This is a genomic window from Thalassotalea sp. 1_MG-2023 (assembly GCF_030546745.1).
Taxonomy (GTDB): Bacteria; Pseudomonadota; Gammaproteobacteria; order Enterobacterales; family Alteromonadaceae; genus Thalassotalea_C.
Map to the genome: position 1 here is coordinate 1 of NZ_JAUOPD010000011.1, position 19,059 is coordinate 19,059.

Below are 19,059 nucleotides of genomic sequence, written 5' to 3' on the forward strand. Positions count from 1 at the left end.
GTTTGAGGCAGTGATGTAGCGAGCAACCATGGGTCATTGGCTGATTTTCTATAAACCTTATTGGTTTTAGAAAGCCTGGACTTCCCAGGTTTCACTAGACATCTAGCACCTGGGAAAATTCAAAACAAAGAATTCAGAGTAATACAGATAAAATAAATCAAGATTGCATTATGCTTAGCCACGCTAAACCAAAGTGATTGTTTTACTGGGGTATCTATCAATGTCTAATTATGTAAAATAGCCACTTCTGTAAAGGTCAACGCAAGCTCAATCAATGAATAAAGATTTATCGAATTTACGCGAAAAATTACAAGCACTTTTATTGGCCCAACGTGACAAGAGCGCTCGTGGTAATGTCGCTGATTACATCCCTGCTTTAGCAGAGGTAGATCCGAACTTAATGGGGGCAGCTATTGCAACAATTGATGGGGACTTTGTTGGTGTAGGTGATTATCAACATGCTTTTTCAATTCAAAGCATTTCAAAAGTGTTTGGCTTAGTCATGGCGATGAACCGCGTAGGCGATGCACTATGGCAACGAGTAAACATGGAGCCTTCTGGGCAACCATTTAATTCGATCATACAACTTGAGTGGGAAAAAGGTATTCCTCGTAACCCCGTGATTAACGCTGGTGCTATTTTAATTTCAGACGTTTTAGTGAGTCATTATTCTGCAAGTAAACTTGCCTTTATCAGCTTTTTACGCACTATTGCCAATGACGAAGATATTCATATTGATCATGATGTATTTCAATCAGAGCTTGCTCATGGTAATCGCAATGCGGCATTAGCATACTTAATGAAAAGTTTTAATAATATTGAAGCTGAGGTGCCTGATGTGCTTGAACATTACTTTACCCAATGTTCTGTCACCATGAATTGCCAACAACTAGCGCAAAGCTTATTATTTCTAGCCAATAAAGGGGTTAATCCTTTAAACAATACTGCTGTGTGCACACGAAAGGAAGCCCATAGAGTTAATGCCATTTTATCAACAAGTGGTATGTACGACCAATCAGGGGAATTTGCCTTCTCTGTAGGTTTACCGGCTAAAAGTGGCGTAGGCGGTGGAATTGTCGCGATTGTACCGAATTTCGGTGTAATTTGCGCATGGAGTCCGCCATTAAATAGTTTTGGCAATTCAGTTGTCGGGATGAATTTTATCGCTGGGCTTGCTGAAGAGCTGGGACTCTCTATTTATTAGCATTTTAATGAGAAACAAACTCAAACGTTATTTACCGTGCGATCACTCCTTAGTTGGTTTGTTTCTCTAAATATATGTGGGGTGTTGGTTGTATATTATTTATTCATGCTTTATACTCCGCCAACAGATTGATATTCCCTCTCACAAATAATCTGATTATTCCTATTGTAATGTCTTTCCTAGCTCCAGTTAGCCATCTTTAGAAAACTAAGTAATTGCTTATCGAATTTTTCGATTGATTTCACGCTATTGTTTCGATGCAGCAATATTTTTATATATTGGCAATATTGCCTTCTATTTTCGAGATTTTATATGTCTTATAATTATAACGGACAACAGATCCGGATAATGCAACCTGTGCATTCAATTTCTGTTAATAAAAACCGAGCGGTGGTGAACCATAAAAGTGGTTCAAGCGTCATTAGCTTTGCAAACTCTATTGATTTTAAAGCTTTTCTTATTTGGCTTGCTCAATAGTAATATTCAAAAGCTACATTTCCCACCCTCGCTCAACTTAACACTAAACCTATATTGAGATTTACCATGTACACCCTCAACGACCTTGAACGTATTAATCAAGTGCTTGTTCCGCTAAAAGAAACAGCAGACAGAGAGCGTCAAGCTATTTGGGGGTTAACAGGCTATATCGATACACCACACATTGACGCCTACAATAAAGTTTGTGTTGAAAAAGCACGAATGCTAAAAACATTAAAAGAACAAAGCTTATTACCTTATTCAAATGTTGAAGTGATCAGTGAGGTGTTAATGATTAAATTTAAAACAGCCAAAAGTGCTCAGGTATGTGAATATAACGATGAACAATATCAGTGCCGTTTTGCCCCATTAAAACTAAGTAAGTCAGGTAAAATAGTACGAAAATGGGCAAAATACTGGTTGAAATTATTACCCAACGGCAGTGTTGATGTGCAATGGCAAAATGAAGTCAAAGAAATTTGGCCTGAATATTTCATTATTAGGACTGTGGAAGGATAAATACCAATCTTATCCATCAGCCAGCTACTGGAATTAACGCTGCGATAAATTTATCGTTACCTTAAGACGATAATTCACGTTGAATGGCTTTACGATGTTCACCTAATTCATATTTAATCCAATCAATCAAATCGCTAGGCGCCATAGGTTTCGCAAAATAATAACCTTGCACTAAATCGACATCTAACTGATAAATAAACTTATAATCATCTAAGTACTCTACACCTTCGGCGACCGTTGTTAATTGTAAATCTTTACTTAATGCAACCGTACTTTTCAAAATGGCTTGTTGGTGTGGATTGGTAGATACATTATCAACAAGAATTCTATCTAGCTTCAACTCTGTCGAGGGAACTCTTGACAGTTGCTGAGCATTTGCGAACCCTGTACCATAATCATCAATTGCCAAATTAAACCCTTTAAGCCTCAGTGTTGCAAGCGTTTGAATAGCTTTTGATACTTCACCTGAAAGTGCGTTTTCCGTAATTTCTAACACAATATCTTTAGGAGCAATATTGAAACGTTCTACCTGTTTAAAGATCTGTTCTGCTAACTGTGTGTCCGCTAACGATAAAGGTGATAAATTAAAAGATAAATGAAAATTTAATCCACGTTCTTGCCACTGCTTTTTTTCGTGTAATGCAATATCAAATAAATATTCAGTTAATTGAGAAATCACACCAAAACGTTCTGCTGCATCTATAAATTGAACCGGTGAAATCATTCCACGCTCTGGATGATGCCACCGAGATAAAGCTTCAACACCTTTTAATAATAACCCTTTAACCGTTAATTTTGGTTGGTAATAAAGTGTGATTTCACGATTATCCATAGCTTGAAGCAAGTCTTCTTTAGTTAATTCTTCATTGACTATTTTCTTACTTACTTTAACAAAGTCATTGGTCATTCTGTTTAAGCTAATGGTTAGATCTTCTTCTTTCATTGGTTTTTGAAAAGTACCTACAACTGATAAACCGTCGCTTTCAGCCATAGTACCAATACTTAGTATTAACGAAGGATCTTTTGAACTTAAAATAATCACCGCGCCAACTAATTTACGTTCAGCTATTTGACTAACTAACTCAACTCCATCCATCACTGGCATTTCTAAATCGATAAATACAAGATCAAATTGATTGGCTGTCAACATATCTAGTGCGACTTGACCATTCTCCGCACTTTCGATATTGATCACACCTTGCTGACGACACAACTCAATAACATGGTTGCGTTGTACTTTACTATCGTCTACTACAAGTACTTTTGTTTTATTCATCTACTTACCTTATAAGCCTTGTTTTTCAGACTAATTTATAAATTTAACCATGTCATCTAAATCAACTATCTCTTTTGCAGCATTTAATTTGATTGCTTCCTTAGGCATGCCAAACACCACAGAAGACTTTTCATTCTGGGCAACAGTTTTACTGCCCGACACTTTCATGGCTAATAGCCCTTTAGCCCCATCATTCCCCATACCAGTGAGAATGATCCCTGTAGCATTTTGTTTAACATGAGCCGCTAGCGAATTAAATAACACATCAACAGACGGGCAGTGTCGGTTAACCGCAGGCCCTTCTGAAACAATAGTAATATATTGACCACCGGATCTTTTCACCTGAATATGCTTACCTCCTGGCGCTATTAATACGTGGCCTGGAATTATCCTGTCACCAGAAGAAGCTTCTTTTATTTCAACTGCACAAATCGAATTTAACCGTTCAGCAAATGCAGCAGTAAACTTTTCAGGCATATGCTGCACTATAACAATGCCTGGGCAAGTTCTAGGTAATTGTGTTAATACTTTCTCCAAAGCAATTGTCCCTCCTGTTGAGGAACCAATACCAACCACACGGTCAGTTGTTTTCGCCAGACTTGCTAAGTCTGTATCCAAAGGCATATTCATAGATTCGTGACTAAAATCATCTTGTTTTTTTACTTTATCTTCAGTTAACGCCGATACTTGTCGTTTTACTCGACGAATTTTAGCTACTGAAGCTGCTCTTACTACCGTTATAATTTCTTTACCTGAGCTTTCTAAAAAGTTTTTCACCCCTATTGTTGGCTTAGTGATAATTTCAAAAGCGCCTGCTGCCAATGCTGAAAGTGATAATTCAGCTCCATGTTCAGCTAATGATGAACAAATAATTACGGGGGTTGGCTTTTCTGCCATTATTTTTTTTAAAAAAGTGATCCCATCCATTCGCGGCATTTCAATATCAAGAATGACAACATCTGGCCATTGCTTTTGCATTTTGTCATACGCAAAAATTGGATCGTTAGCAACGGCATAAACATTAATGTCACTTACCTGATTTAACACTGATGAAATAACCTGACGAACCACTGCTGAATCATCAACAATCATTACTTGTATACTCATAGCACCATCTCCAAAGGTTGCTTACGCGTTACTTTCTTGTTGATAACGTCTTAAATATACTTCACCAGTATCTAGATCTAAGGTAATTGTTCGACAGATATTTTCCAAAACATCTTCTTCCTCTACAGTCAGCTTATTTTGCTTTATCCACCGTTTAGCAAGCGATACATTTTTATCGCCTATTGAAGGGGAAGCTTTACGCGTATACATATTTGCCCCACCATATAAAGCTAATTTATATTCATTCATATTTGCATGTGCACGCATTTTTTGACTTAAAAACTCCAAGGCATCTTCACCATACTTATAACTTGCAATATGCGGTTGATATTCCGTTAAACCTTCAGGATGAGCAATTAAATAGTGGCACATACCACCAATTTTTAAACGTTGATGCCATACCGTAACGGCTACACAAGAGCCTAATAGCGTTTTAATCTTACAGGGACTGCTACCAAAATAGGTTTCCCCCGCTTGAATATTTATTTCATTTTGCACTTATACCTACCTTCAACCTATAACGTTAATTCCGCTGGTAAATTGCTGGTTGAACAATATTAAAATCATGTGACAACCCATGTAATGTTTCTGAGTGACTAATGAAAAGCCAACCTTTAGGGTTTAATATTGTTTGGATGTTATCAATAATTTTTTGTCTTGTTTCATCAGTAAAATAAATCATCACATTGCGAATAAAAATTAAATCTACCATCCCTATTGGCGACATATCATCAAGTAAATTAAAGGTAAAATACTGAACTTTATTTCGAATGTTTGGTTTTACACGCATAAACCCTTGAAACTCATCAATACCTTTCATACAAAACTCTTTTCGGTAATGTGCGGGTAAAAATCGCGCTCTTTCATCGTTATATATACCTTTTCTAGCATGCGTTAATACACTGTTATTTACATCTGAAGCCATTAATTGCCAAGACGACCCACAATGATATTGCATTAACATTGCAATACTGTACGGTTCTTCACCTGTTGAGGCTGCCGCACTCCAAATTTTAAACGTTTTATTTACCGATATGTTTGGTAAAATTTTTTGTTGTAAAAATTCAAAATGTTTCTCTTCACGAAAAAAAAATGTTTCATTCGTTGTGATCAGTTCTAATGCTTTCTCTAACTCTTTTGTATGCTCTAAATGATTAATGTAATTAAAGTAGTCTCTAAAATTATTTAACTGCAAAGCAATTAGTCGTTTAAATAACCTATGGCCTAGCATCACCCGCTTATGCGCGGGTAAATTAATTCCAAGCCGGTTATGTGCTAACGTTTGAAAAAGAGAAAACTCTTCTTTTGTTGGTATGTTTTCTCTTGTCGTTGTGCCCATCGCTACCAATGACTACTCATAATCAACAAACTTTGCGTCGTCACTGTCTTTCGAGGCAGCCTTTTGAGCATGCATTGACACATTAGCCGAAGTGTTAGCATTCGCTTTAGCTATTTTACGATCTTGCGAAGCTCGAGATGCAAAAGCCGCAGCTTGTTGTTGATCACTAACAGAAAGCTTAAAATAGTTTACCGAGTCTTGTAGGCTCACCGCTTGAATATTCATTTCTTCTGACGTTGCACTTAATTGCTCTGAAGCAGCAGCATTATGTTGCATGGTTTGATTAACTTGAGAAATCGCTTCATTAATTTGATGCACGCCTGTTGCTTGCTCTGCAGAGGCGGCGGCTATTTCTTGAACTAAGTCTGCCGTTTTATTAATAGAAGGCACCATCTCTTGTAATGACTTACCCGCCTTATCTGCTCGTTGTACGCTGTCTTTCGCCAACTCACCAATCTCTTGTGCTGCTACTTGGCTTCGTTCCGCAAGTTTCCGCACTTCAGATGCAACCACCGCAAATCCTTTACCGTGATCTCCTGCCCGCCCAGCTTCTATAGCCGCATTTAATGCCAACAAGTTTGTTTGATAAGCAATATCATCTATCACGCTGATTCGCTCAGCAATTTTTTGCATGGCATTAACTGTTTCTGATACTGCTGCACCACCTGATGTAGCTTCTGTTGAAGCTTGTTGCGCCATACCATCAGTTATTCCAGCATTTTCATTGTTTTGAGAAATCGACGCAGACATCTGCTCCATTGATGCGGAAGTTTCTTCTACACTTGCTGCTTGTACCGAAGCACCTTTCGCAATTGTTTGAGCTGTAGAGTTCACTTGTGATGATGCTGCGCTTAATGCTTCAGATGAAGCTCTAACTTCAGTAATAACATTCGATAGTTGTTTTTTCATATTGTTAATACTCATCAATAACGAACCTTTATCATTGGCTTGTAATTGAATATCAACACTCAAATCACCCTGAGCAACTTTATTACAAATGTCAGCGGCATATCTTGGTTCACCGCCAAGCGTTTTAAATAAGTCCCAGAAAATAAAGGCCATTACCGTTAAGACCACTACAGAGCCTATAAGTACAAAAAGCGTTAGTGATGTTTGTGCTGTTTTGTATTTTTCTGTCATTCTATTTTCAGTTTCAAGCACTATATTGTTGAAGTTTTCTTCAGTTTTTTCAGCAAGTTCTGTCATACCTTGGCTTGCTTGGCGATCTACGCCGCTCACGTTTTTATCTACTTTCTTACCCGTTAATTCATCGTTTGGATCGAAGTTTGCTAACGCGGAAACATAAGCTTTTTTCAAATCACTATGTTCACTTTTAACATCTTCAAGCTTCGTGGTATCTAGGTTCAATGTTTTAGCTGCATCTATCGCTTTAGCTAAGTAAACTTGCACTTGATCAGAGTTTTGTTGAAACCGTGTCGTGTATTTCTGGTATTGTTCTGCATCGTTTCCGCGAATTAGCACATTTTTCCATTCTTGTACCTGAATTTTAAACAGTACATGGGCATGTGTAATTTCATTATAAAGCTCAACATTTTGCTTAACTCTAGTAAAGTCTTGCTCAATGGACTGATGAAAATCAGACAGCTTATTTAGTGACACTAAACCAAGCAATAATAAAGCAAGTGTCACTAGTACGCCTAAAAACAAGACCTTAACTTTCAGTGATAAATTTTTCAGCATGTGAGTTTCCTCTTGTACCTAATTGATACGTATATTATTTATTGTAATTCCGCTTCAACTAAACTCGCTAATTCTATAGGAGATAGCGTTTTTTCAGCATCAAGCAAAATAATAAATTCATCATTAACTTTTGCGATACCTTGAATAAATTCAGCCCGGATTTTGGCACCAAAAGCTGGTGCCTCTTCAACATCCGTAACGGGTAGTTCTACTACTTCGTTCACAGCATCAGCTAATAAACCAAGTACGCAATATTGCTCATAACCATGTAATTCAATAACAATGACACATGTCCGCTTGTGAATTTTTATTGGCTCACGCCCTAAGCGCACTGATAGATCAATTACTGGCACAACTTCGCCGCGTAAATTAATCACACCAGATAAAAACTGAGGCATCAAGGGCACCTCTGTGATGCCCGCATACTCGATAATTTCTCTCGTTTGATGCAGTTCCATACCAAAATGTTCTTTACCTATCGTAAAAGTAAGGTATTGGTTATGATGGGTTGAAGTACTCTGTTGCCGTTCAGTGTTTGCCATCGCTCCACTTACTCCTTTGTTAATAACGTATTGTGAGATAAACCATCTCGACCAATCGCCAATTCAATTAATTGTGGAATATCGAGTATAAAAGCGATATCACCATTACCTAACAGACTTGAACCACCTATTCCCTTAAGTGGTTTAAAAATAGGCCCTAAAGGCTTGATCACGGTTTGTACTTCACCATTTAATTTATCAACTGCAATACCAGCAAGATCTCCCCCAAATTGCACAATAACGAGTTCTTGAGACGATGGTTTTATTTGTTCAGTTGCATTACCATTCAAGTTTAATGGTGTAATTTTTACAGGCTTTGTTAGGTTAAAAACATCTGCCATTTTGACAAAAGGGATCATTTCTCCACGTAATTTAATACAGTTACGTTCTTGTATGTCTAAATGACTATGTAAGTCTATGCATTCAATAATGGTAGCTTGCGGAATAATAAAGTGAGTACCACAACTTTCAACGTGAAAGCCATCAATAATGGCTAACGTTAACGGTAAACTGATGCGAAATTCTGAACCTTGTCCTTGGTCGCTAAATATCTCAATACTGCCTTGTAATGACTCTACATTACGCTTCACTACATCCATGCCCACCCCTCGACCAGATAAGTTGGTGACTGCAGAGGCTGTAGAAAAACCAGGATGAAAAATTAAATGAAACAATTCATGATCACTTAATTCAACATGTTCAGTAATTATCCCTTTTTCAATCGCCTTTTCGCGCACTCGACTCTTGTCAATGCCTTTGCCATCATCACTTATAGCAATAACAATGTGACCACCTTCATGGTATGCTTTGAGCGTTAATTGTCCCTTTGCACTCTTACCAGCAGCAATTCGTTCATCGACAGATTCAATGCCATGATCAATAGCATTTCTCACGATATGAGTAAGTGGATCACCTATTTTTTCAACCATTAAACGGTCTAATTCAGTTTCAGCACCTTCTATTGTCAAATTGATCTCTTTGCCAAGTTCTTGTGCTGTATCTCTTACGATCCTCTTAAAACGTTGAAACGTACCACCAATTGGTACCATACGTAAATTTAATGCAGCATCGCGTATTTGTTCAGTGAAGTCTTCAAAATCATCAACGGCTTCAAGCAGTTCACTATTCCCTGTTCGGTTAGACAATATATCAATGCGTTGCTGATTAATGACAAGCTCACCAATTAAATTGATTAAATAATCGAGGCGGTCTGAGTCAATGCGTATTTGCTTACTCGCGCTTGCAGGTTTAGTACTGGTTGTTGTTGCCTCTTCAACAGGAGGAGTAGTTTTTTCTTGAACAGCTAAGATAGTGTGATTTTCTGTCGTATTAGTTGTTGTTTTTTCCGAACGTGTTGCGCCAGCTTTAAGTGAACCACACCGAAAGAAAATATCAACGAGCTCGCTTTCTTCCTCTGGCAAACTATCAATTAATGTCCAAAGTGAAGACTCAGGTGCTGTCGGGGGCAAAATCGTTATTTGCGAGCCATCTTGCACAAACATAAAAGTATTTTCTATCGATTCTTGCTCAGCCTCAGAATCAAGCGATATTTCATAGGCAAAGTATAGCTCTTCGGGATCAATTATTGATAAAGTTGGAAGTTTATTATGAATACATTCAATGTGCTTTATCGTGCCAAGTGTCGCTAAAAAACGAATAAATGAGACAGGATCCATACCGTTTTTTAAACAATCATCTGAAAGTCGTAATGATATATGCCAATGCCCTATCCCTAAATCACACTCAATATCTGTATGTGATTGCACCGCTTCATCATTATCATTTATCGCATTATCTTTGGTTTGTTCATCAGACCACGGCATTAACTCTGCAAGTAAAATAGCGCCATTTGATTGTGTTAATTGATCAGCATTAAATTCTTCAACGGTTAAGGAAACTATTTTTTCCATATGATCGCGACATCTAAACAGTATATCTATTAATGGTTTTTCAATAACAACCAAACCGTCTCTTGCTCTATCTAATACATTTTCAACTACGTGGGTGAATTCAACTATATGACTAAGAGCAAAAATGCCCGCGGAGCCTTTTATCGTATGTGCAGATCTAAAGATGTCATTTAAAATTTCATTATTTATCTCGCCGTCATCCATTTGAAGCAAGTTGTTGTCCATTAGTTCTAAATGCTCTTGTGCTTCTACGTAGAAAGTTTCTAGTGCTGACTCGAAAGACATTAAATAGCTCCTAGAGATGACTGCACATCAGCATTGAGTAGAATAGACAAATTAAACAACTGACAAAAATCTTGGATAGCACTACTAGTAGAGCTAATTTGAAAACTTTTTCCTTCTTCGATAGTGGTTTTGACGAGGGATAGAATCAATTGCATACCCGCGGTATCAATTTCTTCTATTTTTGCAAGTTTCAAAATAACAAGAGACTTGAACTTTAACGCTTTAAAATATTCTTGATAGGTGTCCATCACAGAATAAATTGTCAGTTCCCCCGAGATAATAATTTCGGTAGAGTCATTACGCTTTTGTGTGATCTTTACAGTAGTCATCAAAGGCACTCAGCAATAAATATTGCATTAAGTAACCGGCATTATGGCAATACAAGCATTGATACAGCTTGCAGCATTTGTGCAGGTTGAAAGGGTTTTACAATCCATGCTTTTGCACCAGCTGCTTGTCCTTGTTTCTTTTTCTCTTCCGCGCCTTCTGTTGTTAACATTATAATAGGGGTAAATTTATAACTCGCCATTTGTTTAATTTCTTTCACCATAGTAATGCCATCCATGTTTGGCATATTAACGTCTGAAATAATCAAATGTACTTTTTTCCCATCCAACTTACTAAGTCCGTCTTTACCATCTACGGCTTCAATAACCTCATAACCTGCTCCTTTTAACGTCATTGCGACCACTTGTCTGACACTGGCTGAATCATCAACGATTAATATTGTTTTGCTCATACTACGTTTCCTTTACCACCTTGTTCTTAATGTGTTTAATTAGAAAAATGTAATTTCTGATGTATCTGCCGTTTTATTTTCTGCATGCTCATTTTCATGAATTTTTACTTGCTCAACCGTAGTAAACGTATTTTTAAAATCGTTGATCCACCGAGTATTATTAATATCTTCGAGCGTATTTCCCGCTTCGATATCCGTTAAACATTGAGATAATTTCGGAGACAATGCATTCATGTTTAAATGAATTTGATCGAGCATTTGGCTTACTCTATCTTGAAACTGCAAGAAAACGATAACCTCTTCCACTGAAGTTTTAACCGTGCGGCTTTCCTCTTCAAGTTGTCCTGCCGAAGCAATTATTTGCTCGCCAGATTCTCGATACTCATTAATTACAGATTCAATAACATGTTCTGCTTTTTCAATGACTTTTGCATCTTGTTCGGTAAATTGTTGTGTTTTTTCAAGCGTATTAAATAAGGTACTGTTTACTTGACCGATACGTTCTGTGATTCTAGCTCCGGTCTCACCCGAACGCGTTGATAACGTTCTTACTTCATCGGCAACAACAGCAAAACCTCTGCCAGCTTCACCGGCACGAGCCGCTTCAATTGCAGCATTTAATGCTAAAAGATTCGTTTGAGAAGCAATACCAGCAACTTCATCTCCCATTTGTGATAATTCTTCAGCAATAGTGGTTAAGTTATTTATTTCAGAAAGGAGTTCATCTCGACCTTGCATAGCTTCATTGAGAGAAGAAAGGATTTGATTCAGCTCTTTATCTGCTTTTTCAATAATATGCGTTAAGCCCGTTTCGCTGTGCATATCACCAGATGTAGCTTGTGAAGCATTAATTGCGCCTTCGAGTTTTTCTCTGATTTGTGAGAACGTGTGCGAAAGTTCATTGACAGCGTCATTTCCCTGAAAACGCGCAAGCTCCAACTGTTTAGCCCACACAGGAACAATATCACTCACTAATGAAAGATACTGTGTAGAACCATCATTATGCTCGTCTGTTACTTGTGATTGTTGAGTTAATAACGCTACTTCATCAGTTAACGTGTTAACTAATTTGATATGAAAGGTGTATAAAAGAAAAGCTGCAAGGGAAACAATCACTACGATTATTATCGAAATAACAGTTGTTAAAGGACTTGCTAACCAAAGCGTTAAAACACTTATCACGATGACAGTTAAACATGCCAAAATAAATTGTGTTTCTTTCTGCATTTAATTTCGCTCAAAATCAATCTCTTGTGATTTAAGCATAGACAATAATTTCAAAAGTGAAATGTGATTCAATGAGATTTTTAAATAATTTCTTACAACTCACCTAAAGTGTCATAAAAATACATTAGTGACAGATCAGTTGAAATCAAAAAACCACCAAAAATATGGTGGTTTTTTTGCATTATGTTATCGCTTATAGCCGATAAATGTTATCAGCACTATCGCGATCAATTAACCGTACAAATGGGTCTACCCCAACATATTTAGGTTTTTCATCAACAATGATTTCAATCTTGTTTTCACCTGATTTAATTTCATGTTTTTCTAAATATTGCACAAGGTTCTCTGCAGAAAGATCTTCAGGATCAGCGCTAAACAATCCGATATCAATCATGTCTGTAAAGTCTTTTTCAGTCTCTACACCTTGACCATCAGCTGTTAGCATTGCAGCATCAATTGTCACGTTAACCGTAAATTTACCATCTTCACGTTCAGTAACATCAACATTAGTTGTTTTAAGATCATATAGCGTAATATGCTCAAACAAACTGTTAACAAACGCTTTTTCTTGTTCATTAGCATTTTGATTAATATATGACATCAAATCTAAAGTGGTTGGGTAAGGCGTGCTTTGGTATTTAAACTCAGCAAGAAAATCAGCTAATGCTTTATTTAATTGCTGCTCACCTAACCTATCTTTAAGCGCCATCATCACAACAGAGCCTTTACGGTAATGAATATACTGCTGGTTTTCACTACGGAATAATGGCATCTCTTCAAGGATTTCAACACTTCGGCCTCTTAAATAACGATCAAGCTCGTACTTTAAAAACTTGCGAATTTTTTCCGGGCCATATTTCTTCTCCATCACCATCAATGCTGAGTATTGTGATAATGATTCAGAAATAATTGCACTACCTTGTACGTTCGCTGCACCTACTTGATGCCCCCACCATTGGTGTGCAACTTCATGCGCAGTAACATAATACACAGGGTCAATATCATCAGGATCGCGTAAGTCAGTTATAAAACCAATTTGCTCTGAATAAGGCACTGTATTGGCAAAACTTTGGGCGAAGCTTCTATAACCAGGAAATTCAATAATACGCATTTGTTTGTGCTGATACGGGCCAAAGTTCTCAGTAAAGTAGTCAATAGAGTCACGTACTGATTCAATCATACGATCAACATTCATATGGTGATCTTTATGATAATAAACTTCAATATTTATGCCTTTATATTGCTCTTTCTTTGCTTCCAACTTAGCTGACATTATTGAATAAAAGTTCACCATTGGTGCATTCATTTTATAATGGTAAGTACGGCGACCATTTTCAACAGTCTCACTTTGCACATAACCTGGTGCAATAGCAAATTGATCTTCACTGGTTGAAATTGTTGCTTCAAAATCAATAAAGCCAACACCTTTACCAAAAAAGCTTTCATTGTAGTAACGGCTGTCTTCTAGTTTATGAGCACGTTCAATAGGTTCTAACTCACGCTGTCTACGTTCGTGTCTGTCAACTATCTGCCAATCTGAGCGGTAGCCAAACACTGGAAACAAATCAAAGTTATTAATGAATGTTCCGTTTTCAACCAGAGCAAAATCATTATCACCATCAGTAAAGCCTTGATGTAAACGATGCGCAATTAATTGCCCAGTTGCTGTTTCTCCCGGCGCTAGTGGCTGGTCAAAAACGAACCATGCTGAATTGAACTTGTCATCAAATTCAGTGAGCTTTCCGCCCGCTAGCACTACGTCCCATTTTTCACTAAAACGTGGTTTAGACACTAAGAAACGCTCAATCGCTGTGTCGCTGGTATTCTTGACTGTGATATCAGCAACAGCTTCAACGCGGCGTTCTGATGGGAAAATATCAACTTTAGCGTGTGTTTTAGTAATAGTAGGTATGTCATCATCTTTATGCGCAACATATTTTTTTTCATATTCTGCTTGTAGATCTTGGCGATCATCTTGAATGACATATTCATTCAACACACGGGTGTTGTAGTGAATATAACTACCTGTAGCAATAAATATCGCTAGGCCAAGTGCGATAGCAGCTTTACCCTTATTGCCTAAGTAGTAACCAACTTTACTAAACCTTGCTTTTAAAGGTTGAGCTGGGCCTCTATGCCATAACGCATAAGTAAGGGCTGCCAATATTATTGATGCGCCTAACCAATACAACATATACCAAGAGTGTGCCGTTAAAAAGTGGCCATAAGTATTAATATCAGAATAAAAAACAATAGGAGCACCAGAAAACTGGAACATATTATGGCTAAAGCCGAAGCTACTTATCACTAACGTTGAAATGATATAAAGCACAAACAGCAGCATACCAATATACTTATTCGGGCTTAACACTTGTAAGAAAAAGGCAAGTACAGCCGTCATAATTAACGGTACTAAATTTACATAACCTAAGCGAATAAAATATTGTGAGAATTCAAAATTATCATACCCTCTGATAATTTGATTGAGCACAGTGACAGACATACCAAAAACATATAACAACGCCAGCACTAAGCTAATCGCAATAATTTTTGATAACCAAAAGGTGACATTATTCACTGGCATAGAGTCAACAATATCGCCCATGCCTGAATTACGTTCACGCCACACAATTTCTGCGCTGTAATAGGTTAAAACAATCAACATTAGTAACGCTGTTGAACCAGAAATAAGCTGCACCATTGACTGAGTAACAGGCCAATTTGGAGTACCGAACATGGCACCAGGATCAATGAGAGGAGCAATAAGCGCGAACACTGTAAACGCGCCAAGTACTAAGAACGGAGCGCTAAATATCACTTGCTTGACTTCAAATTTAATCCGCAGCCATAAATGCGCACTTGTTGTGATACCTTGACTTTTATAGTCAACACGGTTGGCTAGCGCTGAGTCAGAACTTTCTTCAACTTTTTGTTTTTCTTTTTTATTAGCTTTAGGCTGTGTTAACGATATTTTGCGAGTAAAACCACCGAATAATGCCATAATAACAATACTAGCAATCAACCAGATAACACGGTTTTCAAGTAGCACACCTGTAAATTCAACAGCTGTATTGTTTTTATCATACATCGTCCAATAACGTGTAACTTCACCGAAAGTATTCACACCAAAAGGATCAGCTAACGCAACAATGGTACGATACTCTGGATCAGAGAATAATTGGCCTGCAACGGAATAGGCGATAAACAAACCAACGGCAATAAGGTATACCGCCATCATGCTACGGAACCGAATCGCGACCGCATAAAATAAGCAAGATAGAACTAATAATGTTGGTAATGCGAGATAAAAATAAGCGGTAAAGTAATAACTAAAATTTGTTGGTCCTAGTCGCTCAGAGTCGACCCAACCCATTAACCCACCAATTTCCGTACCGATTAAAATACCCAAAGGCACAAATGCAAACACAGTTGCTACCATCGCAAAAGCACCGAAGAAACGTCCTAATTGATAGCTAATTGGATTGATTGGCTTACTGTATAATATTTCAGCCATTTTGCTGGTATCATTTCTTGTTGCGGTACTCGCAACATAGTTAACCACCAAAAACATGGAGAAAATCCCCATGATAACTAAGGTTTGTGCGATAGAAAAAGGGCCATTGTATAATACATTACCGCCACCACCGATTTGCACGTTATCACTGACTGTTGCGAAGAATGTCAAAAAGAAAAAAATCGCACTCGTGACAATAAAAGATGGCTGACGGGTATAATACCGCCACTCAAATAAAAACATTTTTGCAAACATAACTTACCCCTTAAGCCGCATTACGATGAGAATGTAATGTAGAAAAATAGACATCTTCTAAGTTTGCAGGGGCTGCTTCAAAGCCTTCAGGTGCTTGTTCAGCCATCACATGTATAATAGTTTTACCGGCAAATAATCGCTTTGAAATAACAGGCATGTTCTGCTCTATTTCTACCGCTTCTTGTTGTGTCACTGTTTTACGCCAGATTTGACCACCAAGTTTATCAGTCAATAAAATGGGGTTACCTTCAAGTAAAATTTGACCTGAAGCTAGCACTGCCATATTCGGACAAAGTTCAGAGACATCTTCAACAATGTGTGTTGATAAAATAATAACTTTTTCTTCACCTAAACTAACCAATAGATTATGAAAGCGATTTCGTTCTTCTGGATCTAAACCCGCGGTTGGTTCATCCACCACTAATAAGTCAGGATCTCCTAATAACGCTTGCGCAATACCAAAGCGCTGACGCATACCGCCCGAAAAACCACTAACGGCTTTTTTACGATGCTGAAATAAGTTAGTTTGTGCAAGCAAACCTTCAACGGCCTCTTTGCGTTCTGCTTTATTACTAATACCTTTCAAAATGGCCATATGATCTAATAAGTCATAGGCACTAATTCTTGGATAAACACCAAAGTCTTGTGGTAAATATCCTAAGCGCTGACGAAGTGCCTGAGGATCTGTAAATACATCTATACCATCAAATTCAATAGAACCTTCGTCTGCATCCTGCAACGTAGAAATTGTACGCATTAACGATGATTTACCAGCACCATTTGGACCAAGTAGACCAAACATTCCTTTTGGAATGGTCAAATTTACATTATTGAGTGCATGTACACCATTGTCATAAGTTTTAGACAAACCCTTGATTTCTAGCATCTTTTATTTCCTATATTTATTTTTATCTTTGAACATTTATTTATGTAACAAGTGCTTAGTCTATTCATTAACAGTTTTATTACACGCTTTCTAACAATTATATTTAAATGCTTTAAAACATTAGACTAAAACAAGCCAATTAACAAAAATAGACCATTAAATCATAAGGTTAATTAATAAGTTAATTAAATTCACCCGTCATGATAATTTATTTCAATTGTCATAAGATGTTCATCTCGATATTCTGCACTTGCTTTTGAAGTCTCCCCAGATTTCTTGCATTTGACGCTTTATGTTTAAGTCCTAGCGCTGCATTTGCAGCGCTTTTTTTTTAGCTAAAGCTGCACATTCAATTTTACCCTTAATATCGTAATGCACCACATCAGTGCAAAACATGTATCAACTCAACGCATCTTTATATGTGACATTTAATTTATCTTTATAAATCAATACTCTAATTTATGGTTTAACACTTGCACTGCATCGTTTAGATTAATAAAGACAAGGTATTTATGGCTATTCAAACCCCTATTCGCGGCTTAAGATCATTTTGTATCGCCGCTAAATGTTTAAGCTTCAAACATGCTGCTTCACAACTATTTTTAACGCCTTCAGCAGTGAGTCATCAAATAAAACAGCTTGAAGAACAATTAGGTTTTGAGCTATTTCAACGGCAAACGCGTGCTATCGCGTTAACAAGCGCAGGAAAACAATTTTATAGTGCAGTTCATCCGCTTATTTCTGAGCTTGAAAGCACTATTTCAAGTTTCACTCATAATCAACAAAATCAAACTATTACAATCTCAATGCCTGAGTTTTTTGCCAGTGAGCTTTTTGTACCTAAATTAAGTGACTGGACGGAGAAGTACCCAAATATTAATTTACAACTCGAAACCGTTAAAGCAAGTTCTCCTTCATCTAGCAATGCTGATTTGTCCATTGTATTAGCTAACGGCGTACCAAACGCCAGCATCGTACAAGAATTATTCCCAATACGTTATGCACCAGCTTGTAATAAAAAGCTTTATAAACAGTGGGTAAACCATGGAATTGACGCCCTTAAACATGTACCACTGATTTTACATCAGTCAAGACCATGGTCTTGGCATCAATGGGCTGAAAAAATGAATATTGATGATTTTGATCCAAAACAAATTATTCAATTTGACAGCATGTTTGGTGTCGCAAGAGCCGCACAGCAAGGCATGGGAATTGCGTTAGTACCTTTGCCGATGAGCAAAACATGGTTTAGTGAAAAGCTACTGATTAAACTTTTCGATCAAGAATTAGTCACAAAAGACAAATATTACTTGATTCAACATGAAAACATTGAAGTTGGCAGCGCAATGGATACTTTTGCTAAGTGGGTAGAAAGAAACTTCAATGCCGATCATTAAATTAGGCAATGCATCACTTCACTGACAGATGAATTAAATTCACTTAACGACTGTATTTTTATCGTTTGTCAGTAAAGTCGGTTCCTCTTATTGTTTACCCATCGGTTGCATTTAACGCGCAATTGATAAAACACATAAATCAAACAAGAGGATAAATAATGAAATTAACACGCCCAACACTACTATCACTTTCAATGGCAAGTATGCTTGCAACTGCCAGCCCAAGCGAAACAACCTTAGAAAAATTTAAAATTGCTGTTATTAAGGACAGCACAGGCTCAGCTGAATTAATGCAAGGTGATTATACATCAGGCATGCATAAGCTAACCTCAGCTAAAGAGGCATCTACGAGTTTCGACATTGATATGGGATTATGTGCCGCAAACTTAAAACACCTTAAATTTGACCAAGCAGAAGAAGCTTGTTCTGACGCAATCGAAGGAATTGACGCTCATGCAGCAAGAAGCCGCGAAGGTAAATTTATTAAAGCATTAGCGTTAAGTAACCGCGGTATTGTTCGTTATTTACAAGACGATAGCTATGGTGCTCTTGAAGATTTTAGCAGTGCGCTTTTACTATCTGATAGCAAGGTGATTAAAGATAACTTAGCGTATTTAAAAGTAAGCATGAGCAAAAGAACTTTAGGTACTGACACTGTTGAGTTAACAGAATAATAAGGAG

The 19,059-nt window shown here is 37.4% G+C and carries 16 protein-coding genes; 4 read left to right on the forward strand and 12 right to left on the reverse strand.

Features of this window, described 5'->3' with window-relative positions; genetic code table 11:
• Window positions 1-274 precede the first annotated feature (274 nt).
• Together Q4489_RS10200 and Q4489_RS10205 are read left to right on the forward strand one after the other, a co-directional pair.
• Window positions 275-1,204, forward strand: a complete 930-nt coding sequence (locus Q4489_RS10200) for a glutaminase (protein WP_303479811.1) — start codon at window positions 275-277, stop codon at window positions 1,202-1,204.
• A 543-nt stretch (window positions 1,205-1,747) separates the two neighbouring features.
• Complete coding sequence (locus Q4489_RS10205) at window positions 1,748-2,200, forward strand: hypothetical protein (protein WP_303479812.1); 453 nt, start codon at window positions 1,748-1,750, stop codon at window positions 2,198-2,200.
• A gap of 61 nt (window positions 2,201-2,261) precedes the next feature.
• Here Q4489_RS10205 and Q4489_RS10210 read toward each other — a convergent pair whose 3' ends face one another.
• From Q4489_RS10210 to Q4489_RS10265, 12 genes are all read right to left on the reverse strand, one after another.
• Entirely contained in the window at window positions 2,262-3,476 is a 1,215-nt protein-coding gene (locus Q4489_RS10210; protein WP_303479815.1) for an EAL domain-containing protein, read from the reverse strand.
• A gap of 30 nt (window positions 3,477-3,506) precedes the next feature.
• A complete protein-coding gene (locus Q4489_RS10215) occupies window positions 3,507-4,583 on the reverse strand; it encodes a chemotaxis response regulator protein-glutamate methylesterase (RefSeq protein WP_303479817.1) in 1,077 nt (358 codons plus the stop codon).
• A gap of 21 nt (window positions 4,584-4,604) precedes the next feature.
• A complete protein-coding gene (locus tag Q4489_RS10220; RefSeq protein WP_303479818.1) occupies window positions 4,605-5,081 on the reverse strand; it encodes a chemotaxis protein CheD in 477 nt (158 codons plus the stop codon).
• A gap of 25 nt (window positions 5,082-5,106) precedes the next feature.
• Window positions 5,107-5,922 (reverse strand): protein-glutamate O-methyltransferase CheR, encoded by an 816-nt coding sequence (locus Q4489_RS10225; protein WP_303479822.1) that lies wholly within the window; start codon window positions 5,920-5,922, stop codon window positions 5,107-5,109.
• A 12-nt stretch (window positions 5,923-5,934) separates the two neighbouring features.
• Complete coding sequence (locus Q4489_RS10230; RefSeq protein WP_303479825.1) at window positions 5,935-7,623, reverse strand: methyl-accepting chemotaxis protein; 1,689 nt, start codon at window positions 7,621-7,623, stop codon at window positions 5,935-5,937.
• A gap of 38 nt (window positions 7,624-7,661) precedes the next feature.
• A complete protein-coding gene (locus tag Q4489_RS10235; protein ID WP_286269764.1) occupies window positions 7,662-8,165 on the reverse strand; it encodes a chemotaxis protein CheW in 504 nt (167 codons plus the stop codon).
• An 8-nt stretch (window positions 8,166-8,173) separates the two neighbouring features.
• Entirely contained in the window at window positions 8,174-10,360 is a 2,187-nt protein-coding gene (locus Q4489_RS10240) for a chemotaxis protein CheA (RefSeq protein WP_303479829.1), read from the reverse strand.
• Window positions 10,360-10,689, reverse strand: a complete 330-nt coding sequence (locus tag Q4489_RS10245; RefSeq protein ID WP_303479832.1) for a lipid asymmetry maintenance protein MlaB — start codon at window positions 10,687-10,689, stop codon at window positions 10,360-10,362. The genes Q4489_RS10240 and Q4489_RS10245 overlap by 1 nt, the downstream gene beginning before the upstream one ends.
• 41 nt (window positions 10,690-10,730) lie before the next feature.
• A complete protein-coding gene (locus Q4489_RS10250; protein WP_286269770.1) occupies window positions 10,731-11,099 on the reverse strand; it encodes a response regulator in 369 nt (122 codons plus the stop codon).
• A 39-nt stretch (window positions 11,100-11,138) separates the two neighbouring features.
• Window positions 11,139-12,326: a methyl-accepting chemotaxis protein gene (locus Q4489_RS10255; protein WP_303479836.1), complete on the reverse strand. Its 1,188-nt coding sequence runs from the start codon at window positions 12,324-12,326 to the stop codon at window positions 11,139-11,141.
• Window positions 12,327-12,519: 193 nt separating this feature from the next.
• Window positions 12,520-16,095, reverse strand: coding sequence for a M1 family aminopeptidase (locus Q4489_RS10260; protein WP_303479838.1), 3,576 nt, complete (start codon window positions 16,093-16,095; stop codon window positions 12,520-12,522).
• 10 nt (window positions 16,096-16,105) lie between these two features.
• On the reverse strand, window positions 16,106-16,981 hold the full coding sequence (locus tag Q4489_RS10265) for an ABC transporter ATP-binding protein (RefSeq protein WP_303479841.1): 876 nt from the start codon (window positions 16,979-16,981) through the stop codon (window positions 16,106-16,108).
• 518 nt (window positions 16,982-17,499) lie between these two features.
• On the opposite strand from Q4489_RS10265, the gene Q4489_RS10270 reads away from it, so the two are divergent.
• Together Q4489_RS10270 and Q4489_RS10275 are read left to right on the forward strand one after the other, a co-directional pair.
• A complete protein-coding gene (locus Q4489_RS10270) occupies window positions 17,500-18,378 on the forward strand; it encodes a LysR substrate-binding domain-containing protein (protein ID WP_303480109.1) in 879 nt (292 codons plus the stop codon).
• Between the two features lie 158 nt (window positions 18,379-18,536).
• Window positions 18,537-19,052, forward strand: coding sequence for a hypothetical protein (locus tag Q4489_RS10275; protein ID WP_303479844.1), 516 nt, complete (start codon window positions 18,537-18,539; stop codon window positions 19,050-19,052).
• Window positions 19,053-19,059: the final 7 nt, after the last annotated feature.